Here is a 19,443-nt window from a genome sequence, read left to right on the forward strand (position 1 = left end):
GGGGCAGAGGGCTTGGGGCGATGGATAGGCATCAGCCCCTAAGCCCCTATCACTGGGCTTTCACGTTCACATACAAGGTGTCTGTGTTCACGCCGGTGAAGATGCCCAGCCCGTTTACGACCGTTGTCGGGGGCGTGGCAATGTTCTGCGTCGACGTGCTGTTTTGCTTATATAAGGCGGCGTAATCGGGATTCAGGTGAAAGAGAATCAGGCGGTGCCTGCCATAATATTGAAAGTTTTGCCCGCGAACATCGTCAAAGTCACTCTGAGTCGGCTCATTCCGGAAACGTCGGTTTTGTGCCAATGGCCGATTCGGGTTCACGTTCTGATTGATGAGCACTGGATCGACTTCAATGTTGTCGACCACCACAAAATAGTAATCTGCCGTCGGGTTCTGCCAGGTCAGATGCACAGCTGCCTGTAGTTGCTGCAAAATTCCGCCACCACCGGGGCCACCGCCCTGAACGGGCGCTGTGCGAATGATCTCCGTTACATCCTGCTGATAATTGACGGGCCTCGTCGGAATCTGCGTTGTGGCCGTCACACGCTGCCCCAGGTACTCAAACGCCATCGTGTAAGTCTGGCCAACTTTAGGTTTCACGTCTGGGTTCGACTGATACTGACCGTCTCCAACGTACCTGAGCGGGTACGTGCTGCCGCCGCCCGTAATCGTAATGGCTAACCCTTCGACGGGCTTTCCCTGACCAGTTGTATCCGTAGAAAACGGTATCTGTTTGGTAACGCGCACCGTCATGGGCTGACCAACCGCCAGATAAGCCTCAATAACAGGTTGATCATCAGGCGCGATTACCGTCGTTTTTTCCTGACAGCCTACCGTGAACAGCAACACATTCAAGCTGAAAGTAACGAGCCAGGTCCGTAGGTCCATTGAGCCGAATGGGTCGCCAGCGCTGCGTTGACAAGGTTTGGATAGATCTGGTTTCATCTAGTGAAGGCGGTAAGAAAGGATGAGGTTTGGCGTGATGCCCAGGTACGTTACGTCGGTCACGACCAACTGGCTGTTGCTTCCATCGCTGACCGAGGTAAATTTTTTGTACCAGATATTTTTGCGATCGTACACGTTAAACACCGACACGCCGAGGCTACCCTGTTTGAAGGTATAGGTTGCTGACAGATCGAGGCGGTGATAATCGGGAAAACGATTGGCATTTTTAGCCGAGGGGGTGGTGAAGGTCTTGCTGGTCCCGTCGAGCAGTTTCACGCTGTACTCACCAACGATCGACGTATAGGGTTTACCGCCCGCATAAATGAAGGTGGCCGCCAAATCGAAGCGCTTGTAGTGATAGGTGTTGATCGACTTAAACTCGTTGCGCACGTCCTGATTGGCGTAATAAGGCTGATCACCGAAAGCCGCAATGCTGCTTTTCGCCATGGCATAGGTGTAGCCGACCCAACCAGTATACGCCCCGAATTTCTTCTGCACCAGCACATCGACGCCACGTACCGTTCCTGTTCCGTTGAAAAACGTTTCGCTTGGAACAAGACCCCGGCCAATCTGTGGCGCAAAACGGAGGGTATATTCCGTAACTCCACGGAGTTCTTTCGCATACGCCTCTACATCGAACAGATAGCCCGCCGTTTCGTAGCTCGCTCCGGCAATGGAATGCATGGCCGAGGAGACGGGCAGTGATTCACTCCCCGACAGCAACCAGAAGGTGCGGTTACCCTGCGAAATATCCTCGCGGGTGACCTGCTTGATAAACTGATAATACTCGCCCACCGCACCTTTGAGCCTAAACTGCCGGTTGACTTGGTAGACCGCCGACAAGCGGGGTTCGGCATATAATTTATTGGTTACACCATACTGCGTTAAGCGAATGCCGGGCGTCATCGTCAGACGATTATCAAACAGGCGAATGCGGTCTTGCACGTAGGCGGTGAGCAGCTGGCCACGGTCATTTTTGCCCAACACCGTCAGCGTATCGTTCTGTTTATAAGCGTAATCGATGGCCAGCCGCGTATACTGAATGCCTGCTTCTACCTGCTGCGTTGCAGACGGTTGCCAGGTGAGATCTGTCTTTACTGATTGATCGACGAGGTTATTATCTTCCAGCGTACCAAAATTGGTGTTGTTCCGGTTAGCCGCATTGGGGCCGCGCTGAATCGACACCTGATTCGAAATGTTCCGGTGACTATAGTAATTCGAGAAACTGACCAGCGTGTTGGTATAGAACTTATCAGACCAGCGGCGAGACCATTTCAGGCTGCTGCCCGTATTGCCCCAGTTCGAGAGGTCAGTATTGCTCAGGCTCCCGCCCGTGGCAGCGGTTGTGCTGTTTGGCCCCCGGTTGAACGCTGGTAACGTCAGATTTTGCGAATTGTCAAGGTAATCCTGTCCATTATAGAGGCTCAACGTCACCTGATCCTGATCGGTGGGGCGATAGGTGACGCGGCCATTGAGGTCATAAAAATAAGATGCTACCGTCTGCGTGGTCGTCAGTTGATTCAGGCGGCCACGGCCAGCTGGCGCTTGTGGCTGCGTTGATTGGGTAGTCTGGAACTGATCGAACAGCTTCGTGTACAGGGGCCCTTTAAACGACCGCCGTCCGGCCAGCAGTACCGTTACTTTAGTGCCAACTGGCCCTTCGGCAACGGCATTGACACTCAAAAGACTGGCATCGCCCCCCACATTAAACCCTTTACGGCTTCCCTCCTTTCCGGTCATTTCAGCCACACCCGACAGGCGGCCGCCGTATTTGGCCTCAAAGCCCCCCTTCTGCAACTGAATGTCTTTCAGTGCATTGTAATTAAAAGCAGAAAAAAAACCGTATAAGTGGTCGACTTGATACACCGTGAAGCCATCGAGCAAGACCAGCGTTTGGTCAGGCGTACCACCCCGCACATAGAGGCCCGCCGATGATTCGTTGGCAGCACTGACGCCGGGCATCAATTGCAGAGCCCGAAACGGGTCACGCTCACCCACGTTGGGCAACTTGGTCAGGTTGCGGGGGGTTAGTTGTACCATACCGATCGTTTCGGCAGCTTTCATGACTTCCGCTTTCTGCCCGCTCACCTGTACTTCGTTCAGGTCAGTACTGGTCTGCTCCAGTTCGAGCACCAACCGCCGAGTCGGTTCACCTGGCGTAAGCGGATAAACAGCATCTTTGAAACCGATGTAGCTGATCTCCAGTGTGCAGGTATCGCTGGGTACGTTCAGGAATGTAAAGAAGCCATCTACGTTGGTCTGGGCGACCAGCTTGGTGTTACGTACCCGGACGTAGGCAAACGGTAGATTTTCGGCGCTTTTGGCATCGGTAATTCGCCCCGAAACGGTGAGGTTGTACTGCTGCGGAACCCGCTTCACCCGCATAGGCGGCAAGTCCTGTGCCCAGGTCAACGTGGTTAATAACAGCAGTAATGGAACAAGTAGTGGTTTGGTCATAGACAAGTACCTGCTGGCTATACAGCGTACTTCACCTTACGGAAAACACGCTCACTTCGTTGCAGCTTTCAGGTCCTTTTAACCGCTCAGTAGGCATGTATAACTACTTAGCGTACCTTTTCTTGAATTGACGTGGATTCTCGCCCGTCACACGCCGGAATATTTTATTGAAATACGACAGGCTTTCGAATCCACTGGCCTCGGCAGCTTCGGTGACCGTATGGCCCGAGAGCAATAATTTCTGAGCCTGATTAATTCGGTACTGGTTTAAAAACTGTGTGAACGTCAGTCCTGTCATCCGTTTGATGTAACGGCAAAAAGCGGCTTCGGTCAGGCTGGCCACCCTCGCGGCTTCGGCAATATCAATTTTTCGCGTAAACTGTTCTTCGACAAACTGATGCAGCTTACGCAGCCGTTGCTGTTCCCGCAGATTATAGGCATTCGAGACCGGTTTACCGTGGAGGGAGCGCACCTCGTTGCTGGTTGCTAACTGCTGAAAAATGGTCAACAGCGCCATCATTCGCTGAAATGGTGCCAGCCTGGCGAGTTCTTCAAGTTGGTCACCAACGAGCTGCTTCGTGGTGCCAGTGAACGACAATCCCGCCCGCGCCCGCTCGAACAGCGAGGTGATCGCGGCAAACTCGGGGGCCTTCCAGAACCCTTCACCCAGGAACGATTCACTGAGTTGCACCACCACCTTCCGGTACTCAGTTTTTACGCCGTAATCGAAGTTCAGGTGGGGAATGTTCGGGCCTATAAATACCAGATCGCTACCCTCATACCGCGATATATGATCACCCACATGCCGGGTGCCGCTGGCCCCGGTAATGTACACGATCTCGTACTCGGGATGATAATGCCACAGAAAGACATCCTCGAGGTGCGGTGTCAGTAGCATATGGAACGAGCTGTCTGCGTCAGGCCGGATTTCTTCAAGGGCGATTTTCATGTAAGGTGTACTGCCGAAACGGTCCGCCGCTGCGGCTCCAGCTTCGGTAGTATTAGCTTATCATCAACTACCGAAGCTGGAGCCGCAGCATTACACTCATTTACTCTTTTATGGTTCCTTTTACCTACTCAAGAGCAATATAGTGCAAAAACCAGTCAGGTACGTGCTAACAGCTCCTAAGCGCATCCTCCTAGTTTTGTCTTATTCGATCACGATAAAACAAAACCTGTTCATGACTCCTACAATGCAACCAACCATTACCCCAACAGGAACGCCTGCCGCTAGGGTGCCCGACAATGCCCATACCGACATCCCGGGCAATCCGTCAACCGCCACCAGCAGCACATACCCGTTGAATGACCGCTCAAACGGGGCTCCATTGCGCGTACTGTCCGAAGACGACTGGATATTCTGGCGCAATAATGGGTACGTTATCATCAAACAGGCCGTTCCGCGTGAGCAGGCCGAGCGACTGGCGCGAACGATCTGGGAGTTTGAAGAAAAAGACCCCACCGATCAATCGACCTGGCACACGCCACCACGCGCCGAAATGCGGATGAAAGAATTGATCGGCTCAGGGATGGTTGAGTTATACAATCACCAGCACGAGTGGGATAACCGACAAGCACAGCGTGTCTATGACGCCTTCGTAGATGTGTGGGGCACCGAAAAACTCTGGGTCACCATCGACCGGGCTAACCTTAATTTCCCGGTACAGCCCGACCAGCCCTTCAAAGGGTTCATTCACTGGGATTACGACCCCGAAACACGCCCCCAGAATGTGCAGGGTGTGCTGGCCCTTGCCGACCAGACCGATGAAAACATGGGTGGTTTTCAGTGCATTCCCGAGCTCTTCCGTACCTACGACACCTGGAAACTGACACAGCCCGCCGACCGTGACCGGTTCAAACCCGATACCACCGGCTTCGATTTTGTGAAGGTGAAGCTGGAGGCGGGCGATTTGCTCATTTTCAACAGCACACTCGCCCACGGCATCCGGCCAAACCATTCGACGGATAAGGTGCGCATCGCTCAGTACATTTCCATGATGCCTGCCCAGGAAGACAATGAAGCGCTTCGCCAATGGCGAATCAACTCCTGGCGCGAGCGGCAAGCCCCCGAAGGCTACGCCTTCCCCGGCGATCCGCGCAACTGGGAGAAAACCCGCTACCAGACCGCCGAATTAACTGATTTAGGCCGAAAATTGGTAGGGCTGGATTCGTGGGGATAACGGGCGTAGGCAGACCTATAAGGCTTTAGAAATCTTATAGGTCTAAAGACCATGTTGTATTTTTGCCGGATGAAACCCCGATGGCATGACGGGTGTTAAGAGTGAATATGAAAAAAGTGGCTTTTTACACGCTTGGCTGCAAGCTGAATTTCTCGGAAACCTCGACCCTCGCCCGCATGATGGAGAAAGAAGGGTATGAGCGCGTGGCATTCAACCAGCAGCCGGATATTTTCATCATCAACACCTGCTCGGTGACGGATAACGCCGATAAAAAATGCCGTAAGATCGTTCGCGAAGCCCAGAAGGTAAACCCAGACGGGTTTGTAGCTATTCTGGGTTGTTATGCTCAGTTGAAGCCCACCGAAATTTCGGAGATTCCGGGTGTGGATGCCGTGCTGGGCGCTGCCGAAAAATTCAGGCTGGCCGAGTTGATGCCGACGTTCACCAAAGCCGCCGCTGGTCAGCCGGGGCGGGTACTGAATTCGAACATCGAGGAAGCGATTGACTACCACGCGGCCTACTCGCTCAATGACCGTACCCGAACCTTCCTGAAAGTGCAGGACGGTTGCGATTACCCCTGTGCCTACTGCACGATTCCACTGGCCCGTGGCAAAAGCCGGTCCGACACGATTGAAAACGTGGTTTGGGCCGCACACGAAATTGCCGGGCGCGGCGTTCGCGAGATCGTGCTGACGGGCGTGAATATCGGCGATTTTGGCCTCATTGCAGGGGACGGTCCTGCGCTTCGGCGTACCCAGACGTTTCTGGAATTAATTCAGGCGCTCGACGAAGTGGAGGGTATTGACCGGTTTCGCATGTCAAGCATCGAACCAAACCTGCTTACCGACGAAATAATTGCGTTTGTTGCGCAGTCGAAACGGTTTGTGCCGCATTTCCACGTTCCGCTTCAATCCGGCTCCGATACGGTGCTGGGCCTGATGCGCCGCCGGTATAAGCGTGACTTGTACGCCGAGCGCGTGGCAAAAATCAAGTCGCTCATGCCGCACGCCTGCATTGGCGTCGATGTCATTGTGGGTCATCCCGGTGAAACGAATGAGCTGTTCGGCGAGACATACGAATTTCTGAACGAGCTGCCGATTTCATACCTGCACGTGTTTACCTACTCGGAACGGCCCAACACCACCGCCATTACGATCAAGCCGGTAGTACCCGGCCAGGTACGTGCCGAACGGAGTAAAATGCTGCACATCCTGTCGGACAAAAAACGACGGGCTTTCTATGAATCGCAGATCGGACGGGCGGCAACGGTGCTGTTTGAAGATGATGTAGACGAAGCTACCGGGCGTATGCAGGGCTTCACCGAAAACTACGTGCGCGTGGTGGCCAATTATGATCCCCTCCGCATCAACGAGCTGATCCCGGTTCAACTATCGGCTATCAATCCCGAGGGGCTGGTCGAAGTAACTGAGCCCGAAATGGCCTACGACACGCATTAGTAAATAAAGCTCGGTCGCTGCACGCTGCTAACGAGTTACCAATCAGCCTGTGGATTGCGTTTCCTAGACGTAGCCCACAGGCTGATTCAGCTTACGGATATCTGTCTATAGCAGGCCAGCACACTGAATGCTAGTCTTGTGGCAATCAATAAGCTAAGGGCAGGGCCATCAGTTGCCAACACAGAGTAACAGGCCTGCCCCAACGTTTAGTGTCATCTGCGTAAGCGAGGCATCCGCCTCAAGTAGCTTGACAAAGTCGTGCACCTCACCGGCATGAGAAAGCACATTATCAACCGCCAGTAAACAACCTGGTCGTTGGGTCAGTAACCGGCTTAGATCCGGGAAATAGCCAACGTAAGCGGAACGCTCTGCATCTAAAAAGATCAGCTCATAGATTGGTTGTGCCTGCGCCAGAAACAGGCCAGCATCCTGCGTTAGACAATCAACCCGGTCGTCCAGCTCAAATTGGCGAAGGTACTTTTGTGCCAGCGCCGTTCGGTCTCCATCAATATCGATCGTCGTCAATCGACCATTGGTAGTTTCAAGCGCGTCGGCCAGCCAGAGGGTAGAAAATCCATTCGACGTACCCAGTTCCAAAACACGCCGAGCCCCTTTCGTTCGGACCAGCATGGCCAGAAGTAACGCTGATTCCGGCTCCAGATTACGCCAGCGCTTCAGCCGATCCGGCTCGGCAACGTCATGATCTCGGAACGTCTCGTATAGGGCCAGGAACTGACTTTTTCTCTGAGAATTCATAGCAATTGACGGTTTCTTACGGGTGCAGGTACGTTATCTGGTTAACGGCTACGGGTAAATCGCCTATCTTTCACGAGTGATTCGTTTGACCCGTTGCCCTTCTTACAGAGTTGCCGATGCGCTATACAAACCTAAGCTACGCGTTTTTTCTTGCGCTGGCAGTTGCTTGCGGTCAGGATAAGCGAGCTTACCAAAGCAAGCCAGACCCGGTCCGGGATTTACTGATTGATCGCGTTTTCTGGACGCCTAAACCCCTGGCTGGCCGACCGGGTGTACGGGTTAATGAACACCGGTTTTCGATTACCAACACATCCAGCCAGCATCGTTATCGTCGAATACAACTTCGCTTCGATTACTTTGATGACCACTTTCGGCGAATCGATGAGAAACACGTCATCATTGATCGGACGATAGACGCGGCAACGGCGGTTGCTATTCCACCCCTACAGGCAGGCACCACTCATCCGTTGGCCAAATCGGCGGAGATCCGGGTTGAAAAAGCGGAAGCAGAGTAGCGCTGACTGAAACCTATTTAGCTGGCCATCAAGAACCTACAAAGCTACTCTCCACGGATAAGTTAGACCTGACTGTCATTTCCCAAACAAGGCAAACAATCCCTTTTTAGCGCGTGCCCGTACTGGAGCGTCTGCATGTTGGGCGTTATAGACAGCCAGCACATCAGCCTCATGCTGCCGGAAGAATTCAGGGTCGAAATTGGCGTGAGCCAGATGTTCCAGTACGTACTGGATCGAGCGTTTTTCGGTAATCCAGCGTGTCCAGACCTCCTGCCGTTGGCGAATGCCAAATGCATTCATGCCCGTTACGGCACTATCAGACGCAGCATAGTTGATCCGAATAGCTTTCTGCCCGTTCGGGTGTTCCCAGTAAAGCGACTGGATTGTACCATCGTTGGGCAGATTGGCCGGTACGTCGCCGTAGGTTTGGTACTCGATATCGAAGAACTTGGCTGAGTTGAAAAAGACACCGGGCTGGTAGGCTGTTGGCTTTCCCAGCAGCGTCTGTGCCAGCGTTTCGCCCATGATGCGGCCCGTGTACCAGATCTGCTCCGTTGGTTTTCGGCCCGGTGGCGGTGTCCGGTGCTGCACACAGTCTCCAATGGCGTAGACGTCAGGTACGTTCGTGGCCAGGTACGTATCCACCAGAATACCCCGATCTATGTCAAGATCGGTTTCCCGCAACCAGCCTACATTCGCCGATACGCCTACGGATACCCCTACAAATTGACAATCGATACGTTTCCCGGCTTTGGTCGTTACGCCACCAACCCGGCCGGTACCATCATCGTGTAACGCTGCAATTTCCGTTTCCACCTGCAGATCAACCTGGTGCTCGCGAATGTGCCGACCGATCATGGCCGACTCTTCAGCCGGTAATACACTCCGCCAGAAACTATTTTCCCGCACCAGAAACGACACTGGAATAGCACGCGAAAGCAGCATTTCGCAGAGCTCAATCCCGATCAGCCCACCGCCCACAACTACGGCCCGATTCACCGACGTACCTGACTGCTTAGCATCGGTCAGGGCTTCCAGCTGTTCCAGGTCAGGCATCCCGTATAATCCCTGCACCCCACGGATTTCCGTTTGCAACACGCCGGGCCGGTTGGGCGACGAGCCCACAGCCAGCACCAACACATCATAGGCCAGGGTCGTTTCGGCGTCGCCAGGAGTTTGGGTAGTCAGCAGTTTATGGTCAAAATCGATCGTCGTTACCTGCGCCCGGAGCAAATCGATGCGATTTTTCGCCCAGAACCCATCTTCATAGGGTTTCGTATGCGCGTACGTCATGTGCCCCATGTAAATATACATGAGTGCCGTTCGCGAGAAATGATGATCGGTTTCCGACGAGATAACGGTGATCCGATCAGCACCCCCTTTGCGAAGCTCGCGGGCAGCAGTGATACCGGCAATGCCGTTACCTAGTATAACAATGTGGCGCATATGTTGACGACGATGTTTGATGATGCCTTAGGCCGGCGGCGGCAGACCAAGGCAATACTGGCACAGACAAACCTTCGTCACAATATACGGGTGTTTCCCGTCAGGATTCGGCAAGGTGGCAAACTCATCTCCGCGATCTCAGACCAGACCGGACACTCTGGCAGGGCGACCAACCATCCTGACAAGGGCAACGGCACCTGCCAGTATTAATCCGACCAGTAAACCAATACCCAGTTCGTAAAGCGTAGGCGGAAGGCCCGTAGGCAATGTGTGCAAGTAAGCTATGTTATGAACAAAGATGCCGCCAGCAACCAGCAAGAGAGCAATTGTCCCCACCACACTTAGACATCTGATGACAACGGGGAGCGCTCCTACCAGCACACGACCAAGTCCGGCGAGAATTCCTTTGTTACCGGCCTTCCTGATCAACTGGTGGCCCGCATCGTCCATTCGGACTATAAGCGCCACCAGACCATATACGCCTACCGTAGCCAGCAAGGCAACTGCCGAAACCGTTACTAACTGTACCGTTGAGCTTTGGCCGACAACCGATCCCAGCGCAATAATGACAATTTCTACCGACAGAATGAAGTCGGTCGTAATGGCGGACTTTACCTTTTCTTTTTCCTGATCCAGAGCCGGACTAGCGGGTATAGGCGCCGGGGCTACCTGCGGTTTCTTTTTCAGTAAACTGCCGAGGTAATCCACTATTTTTTCGGCTCCCTCATAGGCCAGATAACAACCGCCCAGTAAAAGAATGATGGTTATGGCCGCCGGAAAAAAAACGTTTAGAAGCAGGGCAACCGGCACAATGATCAGTTTATTGAGCAGGGATCCTTTTGTTATGGACCACAAAATCGCCAACTCTCGTTCGGCCAGAAACCCCGTAGCCTTTTCAGCATTAACGGCCAGATCGTCGCCCAATATACCTGCCGTCTTGCGGGTTGCTACTTTTGTTGCCAGCGCAACATCATCCATCAACGCCGCTATATCATCTAATACTGCAAAAATTCCCGATGCCACTTCCTATTGGTTTTAAGTAGTCTAAGGCTGTATGCTTAAGGCAAAGTCAACCTTTACGTAAGTTGAACTCATTCCGCAGCGAAAGGTTCTTGGTCACGTCTTCGGCCTCTCCCCACAAACCTTCGCCTCCTTATACCTGTGTTTACCCGGTAGGGGTTCTGCCAGCGAAATGGATTCGGGTGTTGGCATTATATTGCGTTCTATTCCTGCTTACTAGCTTATGACATCTTCTTCTCTTCGCGTACTCGTGGTCGGCTGCGGCAACATGGGTGCTTCGCACGCCACCGCCTACCACACTCTCGACGGCTTTCAAATTTGCGGCATCGTATCAACCGGCCAAAGCAAATACACCCTGAACGATAAACTCGGCGGCGGTTATCCCCTTTTCGACGACTACGCGAAGGCGCTTGTTGACACCCGACCCGACGCCGTCTGTATCTCAACGTACCCGGATACCCACGAATCGTACGCGATCATGGCGCTGGAAGCGGGTTGCCACGTGTTCATCGAAAAGCCGCTGGCCGATACCATCGAAGGATCGGAGCGGGTGGTGGCCGCTGCCCGGAAAGCCAATAAGAAAGTGGTGGTCGGCTATATTTTGCGCGTTCACCCGTCCTGGGCCCGATTCGTTCAGGAAGCCCAGCAGTTGGGCAAGCCGCTGGTGATGCGCATGAACCTGAACCAGCAGAGCCACGGCTATATGTGGACGGTGCACCGTAACCTGATGAAATCGCTCAGCCCGATTGTCGACTGTGGCGTGCATTACATCGATGTCATGTGCCAGATGACCCGCTCGAAACCAGTTTGGGTATCGGCCATCGGCGCACGGCTTACCGATGATATTCCCGCCGACAATTACAACTACGGGCAGCTTCAGATGCGCTTTGAAGATGGCTCTGTTGGCTGGTACGAAGCCGCCTGGGGCCCGATGGTCAGCGAAACGGCGTTCTTCGTGAAAGACGTGATCGGCCCGAAAGGCTGCGTTTCCATCGTAGCCAAGAACGCCGGGGCTGGCGGCAAGTCCGACGATGTGGATTCACATACCAAGACCGAGTCGTTGCGTGTTCACCATGCACAGCTCAACGCCGACGATCAGTTTGTACAGCCCGACACCTGGATCGACATGCAGGATGAGCCGGATCATCAGGAGTTGTGCAACCGCGAACAACGGTACTTCCTGCAGGCTATCCAGGAAGACCTCGACCTGACCGACCATCTGGCCGACGCCGTCAATAGCCTCCGCATTGCCTTCGCCTGCGACGAAAGTGTACGCACCGGCGAGGTGGTCAGGTTATAGAAGAGTGGCTATCACTGTGGAATTTTTCGTAGTTTAGCTTCATCTGGTAGCTAACAGAAGCCTATGGAAACCCTAACGATTGAGCTTAAATCGCCTAAAGCGCGGAAACTTATAGATGACTTAGTTGATCTGGGGATTATTTCACTCAAAACGCCTCAGTCTAGCTGGGTCGAGTTGTGGAACAAACTCGACAAGCAGCTTCCTCAAACTGAGTCGATGCTTAGTGAGCAGGATGTTATGGATGAAATAAGCGCGTACCGACGTGAAAAGGCGGGAACGAAATCAGTAAGCACTGAATAAAGATTGTCATTGATACCAATGATTTTATCAGTGCTTTGATTGGTAAATCACATAGAGAGAAGCTGGCGATAGTACTGGAAAACCCGGCAATCGAACGCTTCGCAGACGACACTTTATTAACAGAGATCCGGGAAGTGGCTAGTCGTCTGAAGTTCCAGAAATACGTGAGTCCCGAAACGGTCGACCTGTTTATTGCAACGTTGACACCACGACTGTCGGTTATCAAGTCCACAACGCTGGTTACAGACAGTCCTGATCCCGATGACAATTACTTGCTTGCCCTGGCTATCGATGCCGAGGCAGATTACCTTGTCACGGGTGACAAAAAGCATCTACTCGCATTGAGTCCTTACCGAGGTGTTCCAATTATTCGTTTACAGATGCTGATAGACAGCTTGTAGCTGCACGCTCAACGCACGCTGGAGGAGATCAAAAGAGTAGTTGAATCGGGCTTGGTAGCTTTTCCTACTGTGGGTCTAGAGGCTATGTTCCAAAGCTACTTCACCCACTTTTTTTGATACACTTACTTTCTAAGGCATTCTATTCGTTGGTAAGCTGGTGCCATCCTGTTTCGACTACTAGCTGAACCACAGTCAATTTCATATCTCATCCTTATGCAAAGACGTACCGCCCTTCGGGGCCTGACGATGGCCCTGGGCGGCCTGGTTTCTCTGCCAGCCTGGGCTTCGAACTGGACACCTGATTCGATCGGCCCGGTTTCGCTTGGTTCCGTCGATGACGAAACGCTGCTTGGCGAGATCGTTGAGACCATTATTCCCGAAACAACGACGCCGGGCGCCTCCACGCCGGGCGCCAAATCGCTGAAGGTGTATCAGTATGCCATGCGCATGATCCGGGACTGCTACGGTGAAGCGGCCCAGACGGCACTGAAGCAGGGACTGGTGCTGACGGAAGCTACAGCGCAACAGCTGTACACCAAACCATTTGCAGGCTGCGACGCCATGCAGCGGAAAGCCGTGCTGACGGCTGTTGCCGCCTCGACAGACCCCGCCGGAAAAACGTTTGTCAACCTGATCAAGCGGTTGACTATTCAGGGATATACCAACTCGGAGTTCTACCTGACCACTGTGCAGAAATTCAATATGGCTCCGGGCTATTACCACGGTTGCGTACCTGTCGAGAAATTAACCGCCGCTGGTAGCCGGTAGGTACGTCCGGTGTTTTTGTTTATCCTTACTCCAATCGATTATGTCTTTTCTCAATATAGATTCCGTTAAAGAGCGCACGTTCGACGCTATCGTTGTTGGCTCCGGCATCAGCGGTGGCTGGGCGGCTAAAGAGCTTACCGAAAAGGGGCTACGTACCCTGGTGCTGGAACGGGGGCGCGACGTGAAACACGTCACAGACTACCCCACGACGATGATGCAGCCCTGGGAATTTGCCCACCTGGGGGCACTATCGAAAGAGTACGTAGACGCCAACCCCATTGCCAGCCGCTGTTACGCCAACCGCGAAGACGCCAGCCACTTCTTCGTGAAAGATGCGGATCACCCCTACGTTCAGGAGAAACCGTTCGACTGGATTCGGGGCTATCAGGTGGGTGGTAAGTCGCTGATGTGGGCGCGGGGAACGCAACGCTGGTCGCAGTATGATTTTGACGGGCCAGGCCGCGATGGATTCGCCGTAGAATGGCCCATCAGCTATGCCGACCTGGCCCCCTGGTATAGCCATGTGGAGAAATTCGCCGGGATCTCGGGCAATAAAGATGGGCTGGCGCAACTGCCCGACGGTGAGTTTCTGCCCCCCCACGAGCAGTCGTGCATCGAGAAACATTTCACCGATCAGATGGCGGCGCGGTATAACGGTGCCCGGCCCGTGATCATTGGCCGTTGTGCCCACCTGACCAAACCGCAGCCCATTCACCTGAAGCAGGGCCGGGGGCAATGCCAGAACCGGTCACTTTGCCAGCGGGGTTGCCCTTATGGCGGTTACTTCAGCAGCAACTCATCAACGTTGCCCTGGGCTGCCAACACGGGAAAGCTCACCCTCCGGCCCGATTCGGTGGTGCATTCCATCATCTTCGACGAGCAGAAGAACAAGGCCACGGGCGTTCGGGTGATCGACGCCAACACGAAGCAGATGACGGAATATTACGCCAAAATCCTGTTCGTGAATGCCGCCTGCCTCAACAGCAACCTGATTCTGCTTAATTCTACCTCGCACCGCTTCCCGAACGGATTTGGCAATGACAATGGCCTGCTGGGTAAATACGTAGCCTTCCATAATTTCCGTACGACGATCTCGGCCGAACACGACGGATTTCAGGACTCAACCACCGACGGCATACGGCCCAATGGCAGCTATATTCCGCGTTTCCGCAACGTATTCAAGCAGGAATCGACCGGGCTGGCGTCCCAGTTCCTGCGGGGGTACGCGGCGGGCTTTAGTGGATACCGTTCATCAGAGACCGACACATCGGGGCTGGGTGATGACCTGAAGGCAAGCCTGATGCAGCCCAAATACGGCCCGTGGCGGGTTGGCTCGCACATGATGGGCGAGACCATTCCCAAAGAATCGAACTACGTGGCGCTGGATTCCGCTCTGAAAGACGCCTGGGGCATTCCGCAGCTCAAAATCTCGGTAGCTTACGACGACAACGATGAGAAAATGATTCGGGACTTCCACGAGCAGATGTCGGAGATGCTGACCGTTTCCGGCTTCAAAAACATCCGTACCAACGACAGACCCGACAAGGCGCCCGGCCTCGACATTCACGAGATGGGGGGCGTTCGGATGGGGAAAGACCCGAAAACGTCGCTGCTGAACAAGTGGAACCAGTTTCATACCTGTAAAAACGTGTTCGTAACCGATGGGGCCTGTATGACCTCTACATCGACACAAAACCCATCGCTGACGTTTATGGCCCTCACGGCCCGCGCAGCGAACCACGCCGTGAGTGAATTGAAGCGCGGGATGCTCTAATGCCCTATTCCCTGCCCTGGCCAGCTGCTCAACGCAGAAAGCCAGGGCTTTTTTTTGATTAAGTTGAGTTATGGATTGCATTGCGAATTAGGTTGCTGTCGCGTGTCCCTTCGACTAGGCGTCCCCGACTAGGCCGGTTCGCCGCTGCGATCCCCGACAGCAACCTACCATTAAATCAAAGAGCCTTTCCCAACGTACTCCCCCATTCTAATGCGCCTTAACCTACCCGGTATTTTTCTCCTTTGCCTCCCTTTTTCAGGCTTTCTTTCACACACGGCATATGGCTCGCTGCCGACGACAGTCGAGCCAGTGACCATCTCAAAACCCATCGCTATCACGCTGACGCTCGTTAGCAATGACGGAAAAGCAGGATCACGCCTGGCTCTGACGCTGAAGAATACGGGCAGTTCACCGCTACCAGCTACCGGCTGGCGGCTGTTCTTCAACGGTGGGAATTATGCCAGCACTGCGGCCAGTCAGGCCAGCGTTAAGCCTGTAAACGGCGATTTGCACGCTCTCAGTCCGGGTGCAGGCTTTTCGCCGGTGGCGCCGGGTCAGTCGGCAACGGTGACTATTTCCTCGCGGCGACTACGCAACCGGACCGATTTTCCCGCCGGGTTTTACCTCGTGTTCGATAAAGACCCCGGGCAGGCTTTCCCGGTCGATGTAGCCGTCGACATGGGCGATCTGTTCGAGGCGTCTGACCGCAAGCTAACCGAACGTATCTTTACCCAAAACGCGGCGGTTCAGCCCATTCCGGACGAGCAGCTGACCAAGGTATTTCCCACCCCAGCCTCGTATCAGGAAACGGGACAGCCATTTGTACTCGACGGGCAAACCATTATCGTGTCGCCGGGTGAATTCATTCCTGAAGCCAATTTTCTGGTCAACAGCCTCGTTCCGGTAGTTGCTAAAAAGCTGGCGGTCAGAACGCAGGCATCGGGGAAGACGATCACGCTCGTAAAAAACCCGGCGATAACCGTCGAAGGCTATGAGTTACGCGTCAACCAGGACGGCGTTCAGGTGTCGGCGTCTTCGCGGGCGGGCATTTTCTACGGCATTCAGTCGCTTCAGACGTTGATACCTGCCAGCGCCCTCACCGCAAGAACAGGGTCCGTTCAGCTACCCGGCTTAGTGGTTAAAGACGCCCCCCGTTTCGGCTACCGCGCGCTGATGATGGATGTGGCCCGGAATTTCCAACCGAAATCGGAAGTGATCAAAGTGCTGGATCTGATGGGTTTGTATAAGCTCAACGTATTACACCTGCATTTCAGTGACGATGAAGGCTGGCGGGTAGAGATGCCATCACTGCCCGAGCTGACCACCGTTGGCGGAACGCGTGCCTACAACGCCGACCAGTCCAAAAGTCTGCTTCCATCCTACGGTTCCGGCCCAGACGCCAGCAACAAAGCGGGCTCCGGTTTCTATAGCAAAGCCGACTTTATCGATATCCTGACCTACGCCCGCGACCGGCATATCGAGGTGATTCCAGAGATTGAATCACCGGGGCACGCCCGCGCAGCGCTCAGGGCCATGGACTTCCGGTACCAAACGTTGCTGAAAGCAGGCAAAAAAGCGGAGGCCGAGCGGTATCTGCTTCGCGATCTGGCCGACAAATCGACGTACGAGTCGGTGCAGGGTTGGGATGATAACGTGATCGATGTGGCGCTGCCCTCTACCTATGCCTTTCTGGAGCGGGTGGTCGATGATCTGGCGAGCATGTATCGCGAGGCGGGTGCTCCCCTGAAGACGATTCACGTTGGCGGGGATGAAGTGCCGCAGGGTGTTTGGCAAAAATCGCCGGCTGTTCAACGGCTGATGGCCAGCCATTCGACCGTCAAGTCAACCGACGATTTGTGGTATTATTACTTCGGGAAGCTGAATCAGATCATCAAAAAGCGGGGCTTGTTCCTGTCGGGCTGGGAAGAGGTTGGCCTGAAAAAAGTGGTTCAGAACAATAAGTCGGTCTGGGTGCCTAACCCTACGTTCGTACCCGAAAAATTCCGGGTAAATGTCTGGAAAAACGAACCGGGCTCCGGCGCAGAAGACCTGGCCTACCGGATGGCCAATGCCGGTTACAAGGTCATTCTGACGGGCGTTACGCACTTGTACATCGATCTGGCCTATAACCAGCTGTCGGAAGAAGCGGGCCAGTACTGGGGTGGGTACGTCGACATTGACAAGCCGTTTTACTTTATTCCGTACAACTACCTCCGCAACCTGAAAGACGACAATACAGGTCAGCGCATCGATCAGAATCGCATCCGAAGTCGGGAGATGATCACGGAGAAAGGGAAGACCAACCTGGTCGGGATCGAGGCGCCGCTCTGGTCAGAGACCAACCGCAGCCCGGCTCAGTTTGAATACAAGTTATTACCCAAACTACTGGCCGTTGCCGAGCGGGCCTGGGCAAAAGACCCTGAGTGGGCCCTCGAAAAAGACGAGCAAAAAAGCGAGCAACTGTATAACCAGGCCTGGTCAGCCTTTCTGCACACGGTCGGCAAACGGGAACTGCCCCGGCTCGACTCGTACGCGGGCGGGTTTCAGTACCGGATCCCCACGGCCGGTGCCAGCATCGTCGATAATAAGCTGATAGCCAATGTGCAGTTCCCCGGCCTAACGATCCGCTACACCACCGACGGTTCGGAGCCAACGTCAGCCAGCCCCGTGTACACGGCTCCGTTGCCGTTTACCAGCACAACCAAACTCCGGGTATTCAATTCGGCTGGCCGGGCCGGACAAACGGTAACGATCAGGAAGTAACGTACCTATTCACCGCACTCACCTTAGCCATCACCTACCGTGGAAGAGCATTCGATCGCCCCGCCCCAACTGGTCGCCCTTGATACGGACAACCGCTTTCTGTCGCTGGACGTATTCCGGGGGCTGACCATCTGCTTCATGATTGTGGTGAATACGCCGGGGGCGGGCTCGGCGTCGTTTGGTCCGCTGAATCATGCCGACTGGCACGGGTTCACGCCTACCGATCTGGTCTTTCCATCGTTTCTGTTTGCCGTTGGCAACGCGATGAGCTTTGCCATGAAGAAATACAGTGCCTTGGGTACGTCGGCGGTGCTGGGTAAGGTAGCCAAACGAACGGCGCTCATCTTTCTGCTTGGCTACCTGATGTACTGGTTTCCGTTTTTTCGGTTGAGTGATTCGGGCGAGATCACCGGTTTTCCGATTGGCGAAACCCGTATCTGGGGCGTGTTGCAACGTATTGGCGTATGCTACGGGCTGGCTTCGCTGCTGGTTTATTTCTTCTCGGCCCGAACCGTCTTCTGGTTGAGTGTGGCGTTTCTGGTTGGCTACTGGCTACTACTGTTAGGCTGGGGTGACCCCGCCGATCCGCTGGGACTGCTGGGTAATGCGGTGCGAAAACTCGACCGGTTTATGCTGGGCGATGCACATCTGTACCACGGCAACGGCGGGGTAGCCTTTGATCCCGAGGGACTGCTCAGTACGCTGCCTGCCATCGTCAACGTTATTATCGGCTATTATGCCGGTCAGTTTGTCCAGCGAGTGGGCAAGAACTACGAAAGTGTGGCAAAACTGCTGCTGGCAGGGGCCACACTGATTTTCCTGGCTTATTGCTGGGACCTGGTGTTCCCGATCAACAAAAAGCTCTGGACCAGTTCATTCGTGCTGCTCACCACTGGCCTTGATCTGGCTATTCTGGCAACGCTGATCTACGCCATCGAGATCAAACACTGGAACCAGGCCAACTGGACACAGTTTTTTGTCATTCCCGGCAAGAATCCGCTCTTCATTTACCTGCTGTCTGAAGTGCTGGTCATCGTCTGCTACATGATTCCAGCGGGCGGAGGCGAGAGCGTACAGGGCTGGATCGGCGTCCATATTTTTCAGACCATCGCGCCTGGCCCTATGGGTTCGCTGCTTTTTGCCCTTGCGTTCATGCTCCTATGCTGGAGCGTTGGCTGGCTCCTCGACCGCCGCAGGATCTACGTGCGCGTGTAAGCGTTTTTAGCGTACTGATGACTCTCACCAGGCTTCGCGAGCCATACACAGTTACGTCTCAAACGCACACACTCGATAAAGCGTCCATCCGTATAGCATTGAGCCGTATAAAGGATTACTTTCCCGGCAGAAAATAAACGGGCGG

The 19,443-nt window shown here is 54.2% G+C and carries 16 protein-coding genes; 10 read left to right on the top strand and 6 right to left on the bottom strand.

Annotated features, from left to right (window positions below; translation table 11 throughout):
* Window positions 1-49: 49 nt before the first annotated feature.
* The 3 genes from ACAW75_RS04265 to ACAW75_RS04275 all read right to left on the bottom strand — a co-directional run bounded on the left by ACAW75_RS04265 (window position 50) and on the right by ACAW75_RS04275 (window position 4,352).
* Window positions 50-889, bottom strand: a complete 840-nt coding sequence (locus ACAW75_RS04265; RefSeq protein ID WP_370727435.1) for a DUF4249 domain-containing protein — start codon at window positions 887-889, stop codon at window positions 50-52.
* A gap of 57 nt (window positions 890-946) precedes the next feature.
* A complete protein-coding gene (locus ACAW75_RS04270) occupies window positions 947-3,403 on the bottom strand; it encodes a TonB-dependent receptor (RefSeq protein WP_370727436.1) in 2,457 nt (818 codons plus the stop codon).
* A 103-nt stretch (window positions 3,404-3,506) separates the two neighbouring features.
* A complete protein-coding gene (locus tag ACAW75_RS04275; RefSeq protein ID WP_370727437.1) occupies window positions 3,507-4,352 on the bottom strand; it encodes an AraC family transcriptional regulator in 846 nt (281 codons plus the stop codon).
* A gap of 232 nt (window positions 4,353-4,584) precedes the next feature.
* Between ACAW75_RS04275 and ACAW75_RS04280 the strand changes: the two genes are divergently transcribed.
* Both ACAW75_RS04280 and mtaB read left to right on the top strand, forming a co-directional pair.
* Window positions 4,585-5,583, top strand: a complete 999-nt coding sequence (locus ACAW75_RS04280; RefSeq protein WP_370727438.1) for a phytanoyl-CoA dioxygenase family protein — start codon at window positions 4,585-4,587, stop codon at window positions 5,581-5,583.
* Between the two features lie 107 nt (window positions 5,584-5,690).
* The gene (gene mtaB, locus ACAW75_RS04285) at window positions 5,691-7,040 is read left to right on the top strand and encodes a tRNA (N(6)-L-threonylcarbamoyladenosine(37)-C(2))-methylthiotransferase MtaB (protein ID WP_370727439.1); all 1,350 of its coding nucleotides are present in this window, start codon (window positions 5,691-5,693) and stop codon (window positions 7,038-7,040) included.
* A 168-nt stretch (window positions 7,041-7,208) separates the two neighbouring features.
* Here the strand turns inward: mtaB and ACAW75_RS04290 are convergent, their stop codons facing one another.
* On the bottom strand, window positions 7,209-7,796 hold the full coding sequence (locus ACAW75_RS04290) for an O-methyltransferase (RefSeq protein WP_370727440.1): 588 nt from the start codon (window positions 7,794-7,796) through the stop codon (window positions 7,209-7,211).
* A gap of 116 nt (window positions 7,797-7,912) precedes the next feature.
* Between ACAW75_RS04290 and ACAW75_RS04295 the strand changes: the two genes are divergently transcribed.
* Entirely contained in the window at window positions 7,913-8,311 is a 399-nt protein-coding gene (locus tag ACAW75_RS04295) for a hypothetical protein (RefSeq protein ID WP_370727441.1), read from the top strand.
* Between the two features lie 75 nt (window positions 8,312-8,386).
* Here the strand turns inward: ACAW75_RS04295 and ACAW75_RS04300 are convergent, their stop codons facing one another.
* Window positions 8,387-9,757, bottom strand: coding sequence for an NAD(P)/FAD-dependent oxidoreductase (locus ACAW75_RS04300; RefSeq protein ID WP_370727442.1), 1,371 nt, complete (start codon window positions 9,755-9,757; stop codon window positions 8,387-8,389).
* Between the two features lie 138 nt (window positions 9,758-9,895).
* On the bottom strand, window positions 9,896-10,780 hold the full coding sequence (locus ACAW75_RS04305; RefSeq protein WP_370727443.1) for a DUF808 family protein: 885 nt from the start codon (window positions 10,778-10,780) through the stop codon (window positions 9,896-9,898).
* A 220-nt stretch (window positions 10,781-11,000) separates the two neighbouring features.
* Between ACAW75_RS04305 and ACAW75_RS04310 the strand changes: the two genes are divergently transcribed.
* The 7 genes from ACAW75_RS04310 to ACAW75_RS04340 all read left to right on the top strand — a co-directional run bounded on the left by ACAW75_RS04310 (window position 11,001) and on the right by ACAW75_RS04340 (window position 19,298).
* On the top strand, window positions 11,001-12,077 hold the full coding sequence (locus tag ACAW75_RS04310) for a Gfo/Idh/MocA family protein (RefSeq protein WP_370727444.1): 1,077 nt from the start codon (window positions 11,001-11,003) through the stop codon (window positions 12,075-12,077).
* Between the two features lie 63 nt (window positions 12,078-12,140).
* Window positions 12,141-12,377: a hypothetical protein gene (locus tag ACAW75_RS04315; protein ID WP_370727445.1), complete on the top strand. Its 237-nt coding sequence runs from the start codon at window positions 12,141-12,143 to the stop codon at window positions 12,375-12,377.
* Between the two features lie 8 nt (window positions 12,378-12,385).
* Complete coding sequence (locus ACAW75_RS04320; RefSeq protein WP_370727615.1) at window positions 12,386-12,778, top strand: putative toxin-antitoxin system toxin component, PIN family; 393 nt, start codon at window positions 12,386-12,388, stop codon at window positions 12,776-12,778.
* Between the two features lie 213 nt (window positions 12,779-12,991).
* Entirely contained in the window at window positions 12,992-13,546 is a 555-nt protein-coding gene (locus ACAW75_RS04325) for a gluconate 2-dehydrogenase subunit 3 family protein (RefSeq protein ID WP_370727446.1), read from the top strand.
* Window positions 13,547-13,586: 40 nt separating this feature from the next.
* A complete protein-coding gene (locus ACAW75_RS04330) occupies window positions 13,587-15,320 on the top strand; it encodes a GMC oxidoreductase (protein ID WP_370727447.1) in 1,734 nt (577 codons plus the stop codon).
* Window positions 15,321-15,530: 210 nt separating this feature from the next.
* Window positions 15,531-18,083, top strand: a complete 2,553-nt coding sequence (locus ACAW75_RS04335; protein WP_370727448.1) for a family 20 glycosylhydrolase — start codon at window positions 15,531-15,533, stop codon at window positions 18,081-18,083.
* 39 nt (window positions 18,084-18,122) lie between these two features.
* On the top strand, window positions 18,123-19,298 hold the full coding sequence (locus tag ACAW75_RS04340) for an acyltransferase family protein (protein ID WP_370727449.1): 1,176 nt from the start codon (window positions 18,123-18,125) through the stop codon (window positions 19,296-19,298).
* The last annotated feature ends 145 nt before the right edge of the window (window positions 19,299-19,443 follow it).

It is taken from the genome of Fibrella arboris (assembly GCF_041321095.1).
Taxonomy (GTDB): Bacteria; Bacteroidota; Bacteroidia; order Cytophagales; family Spirosomataceae; genus Fibrella; species Fibrella arboris.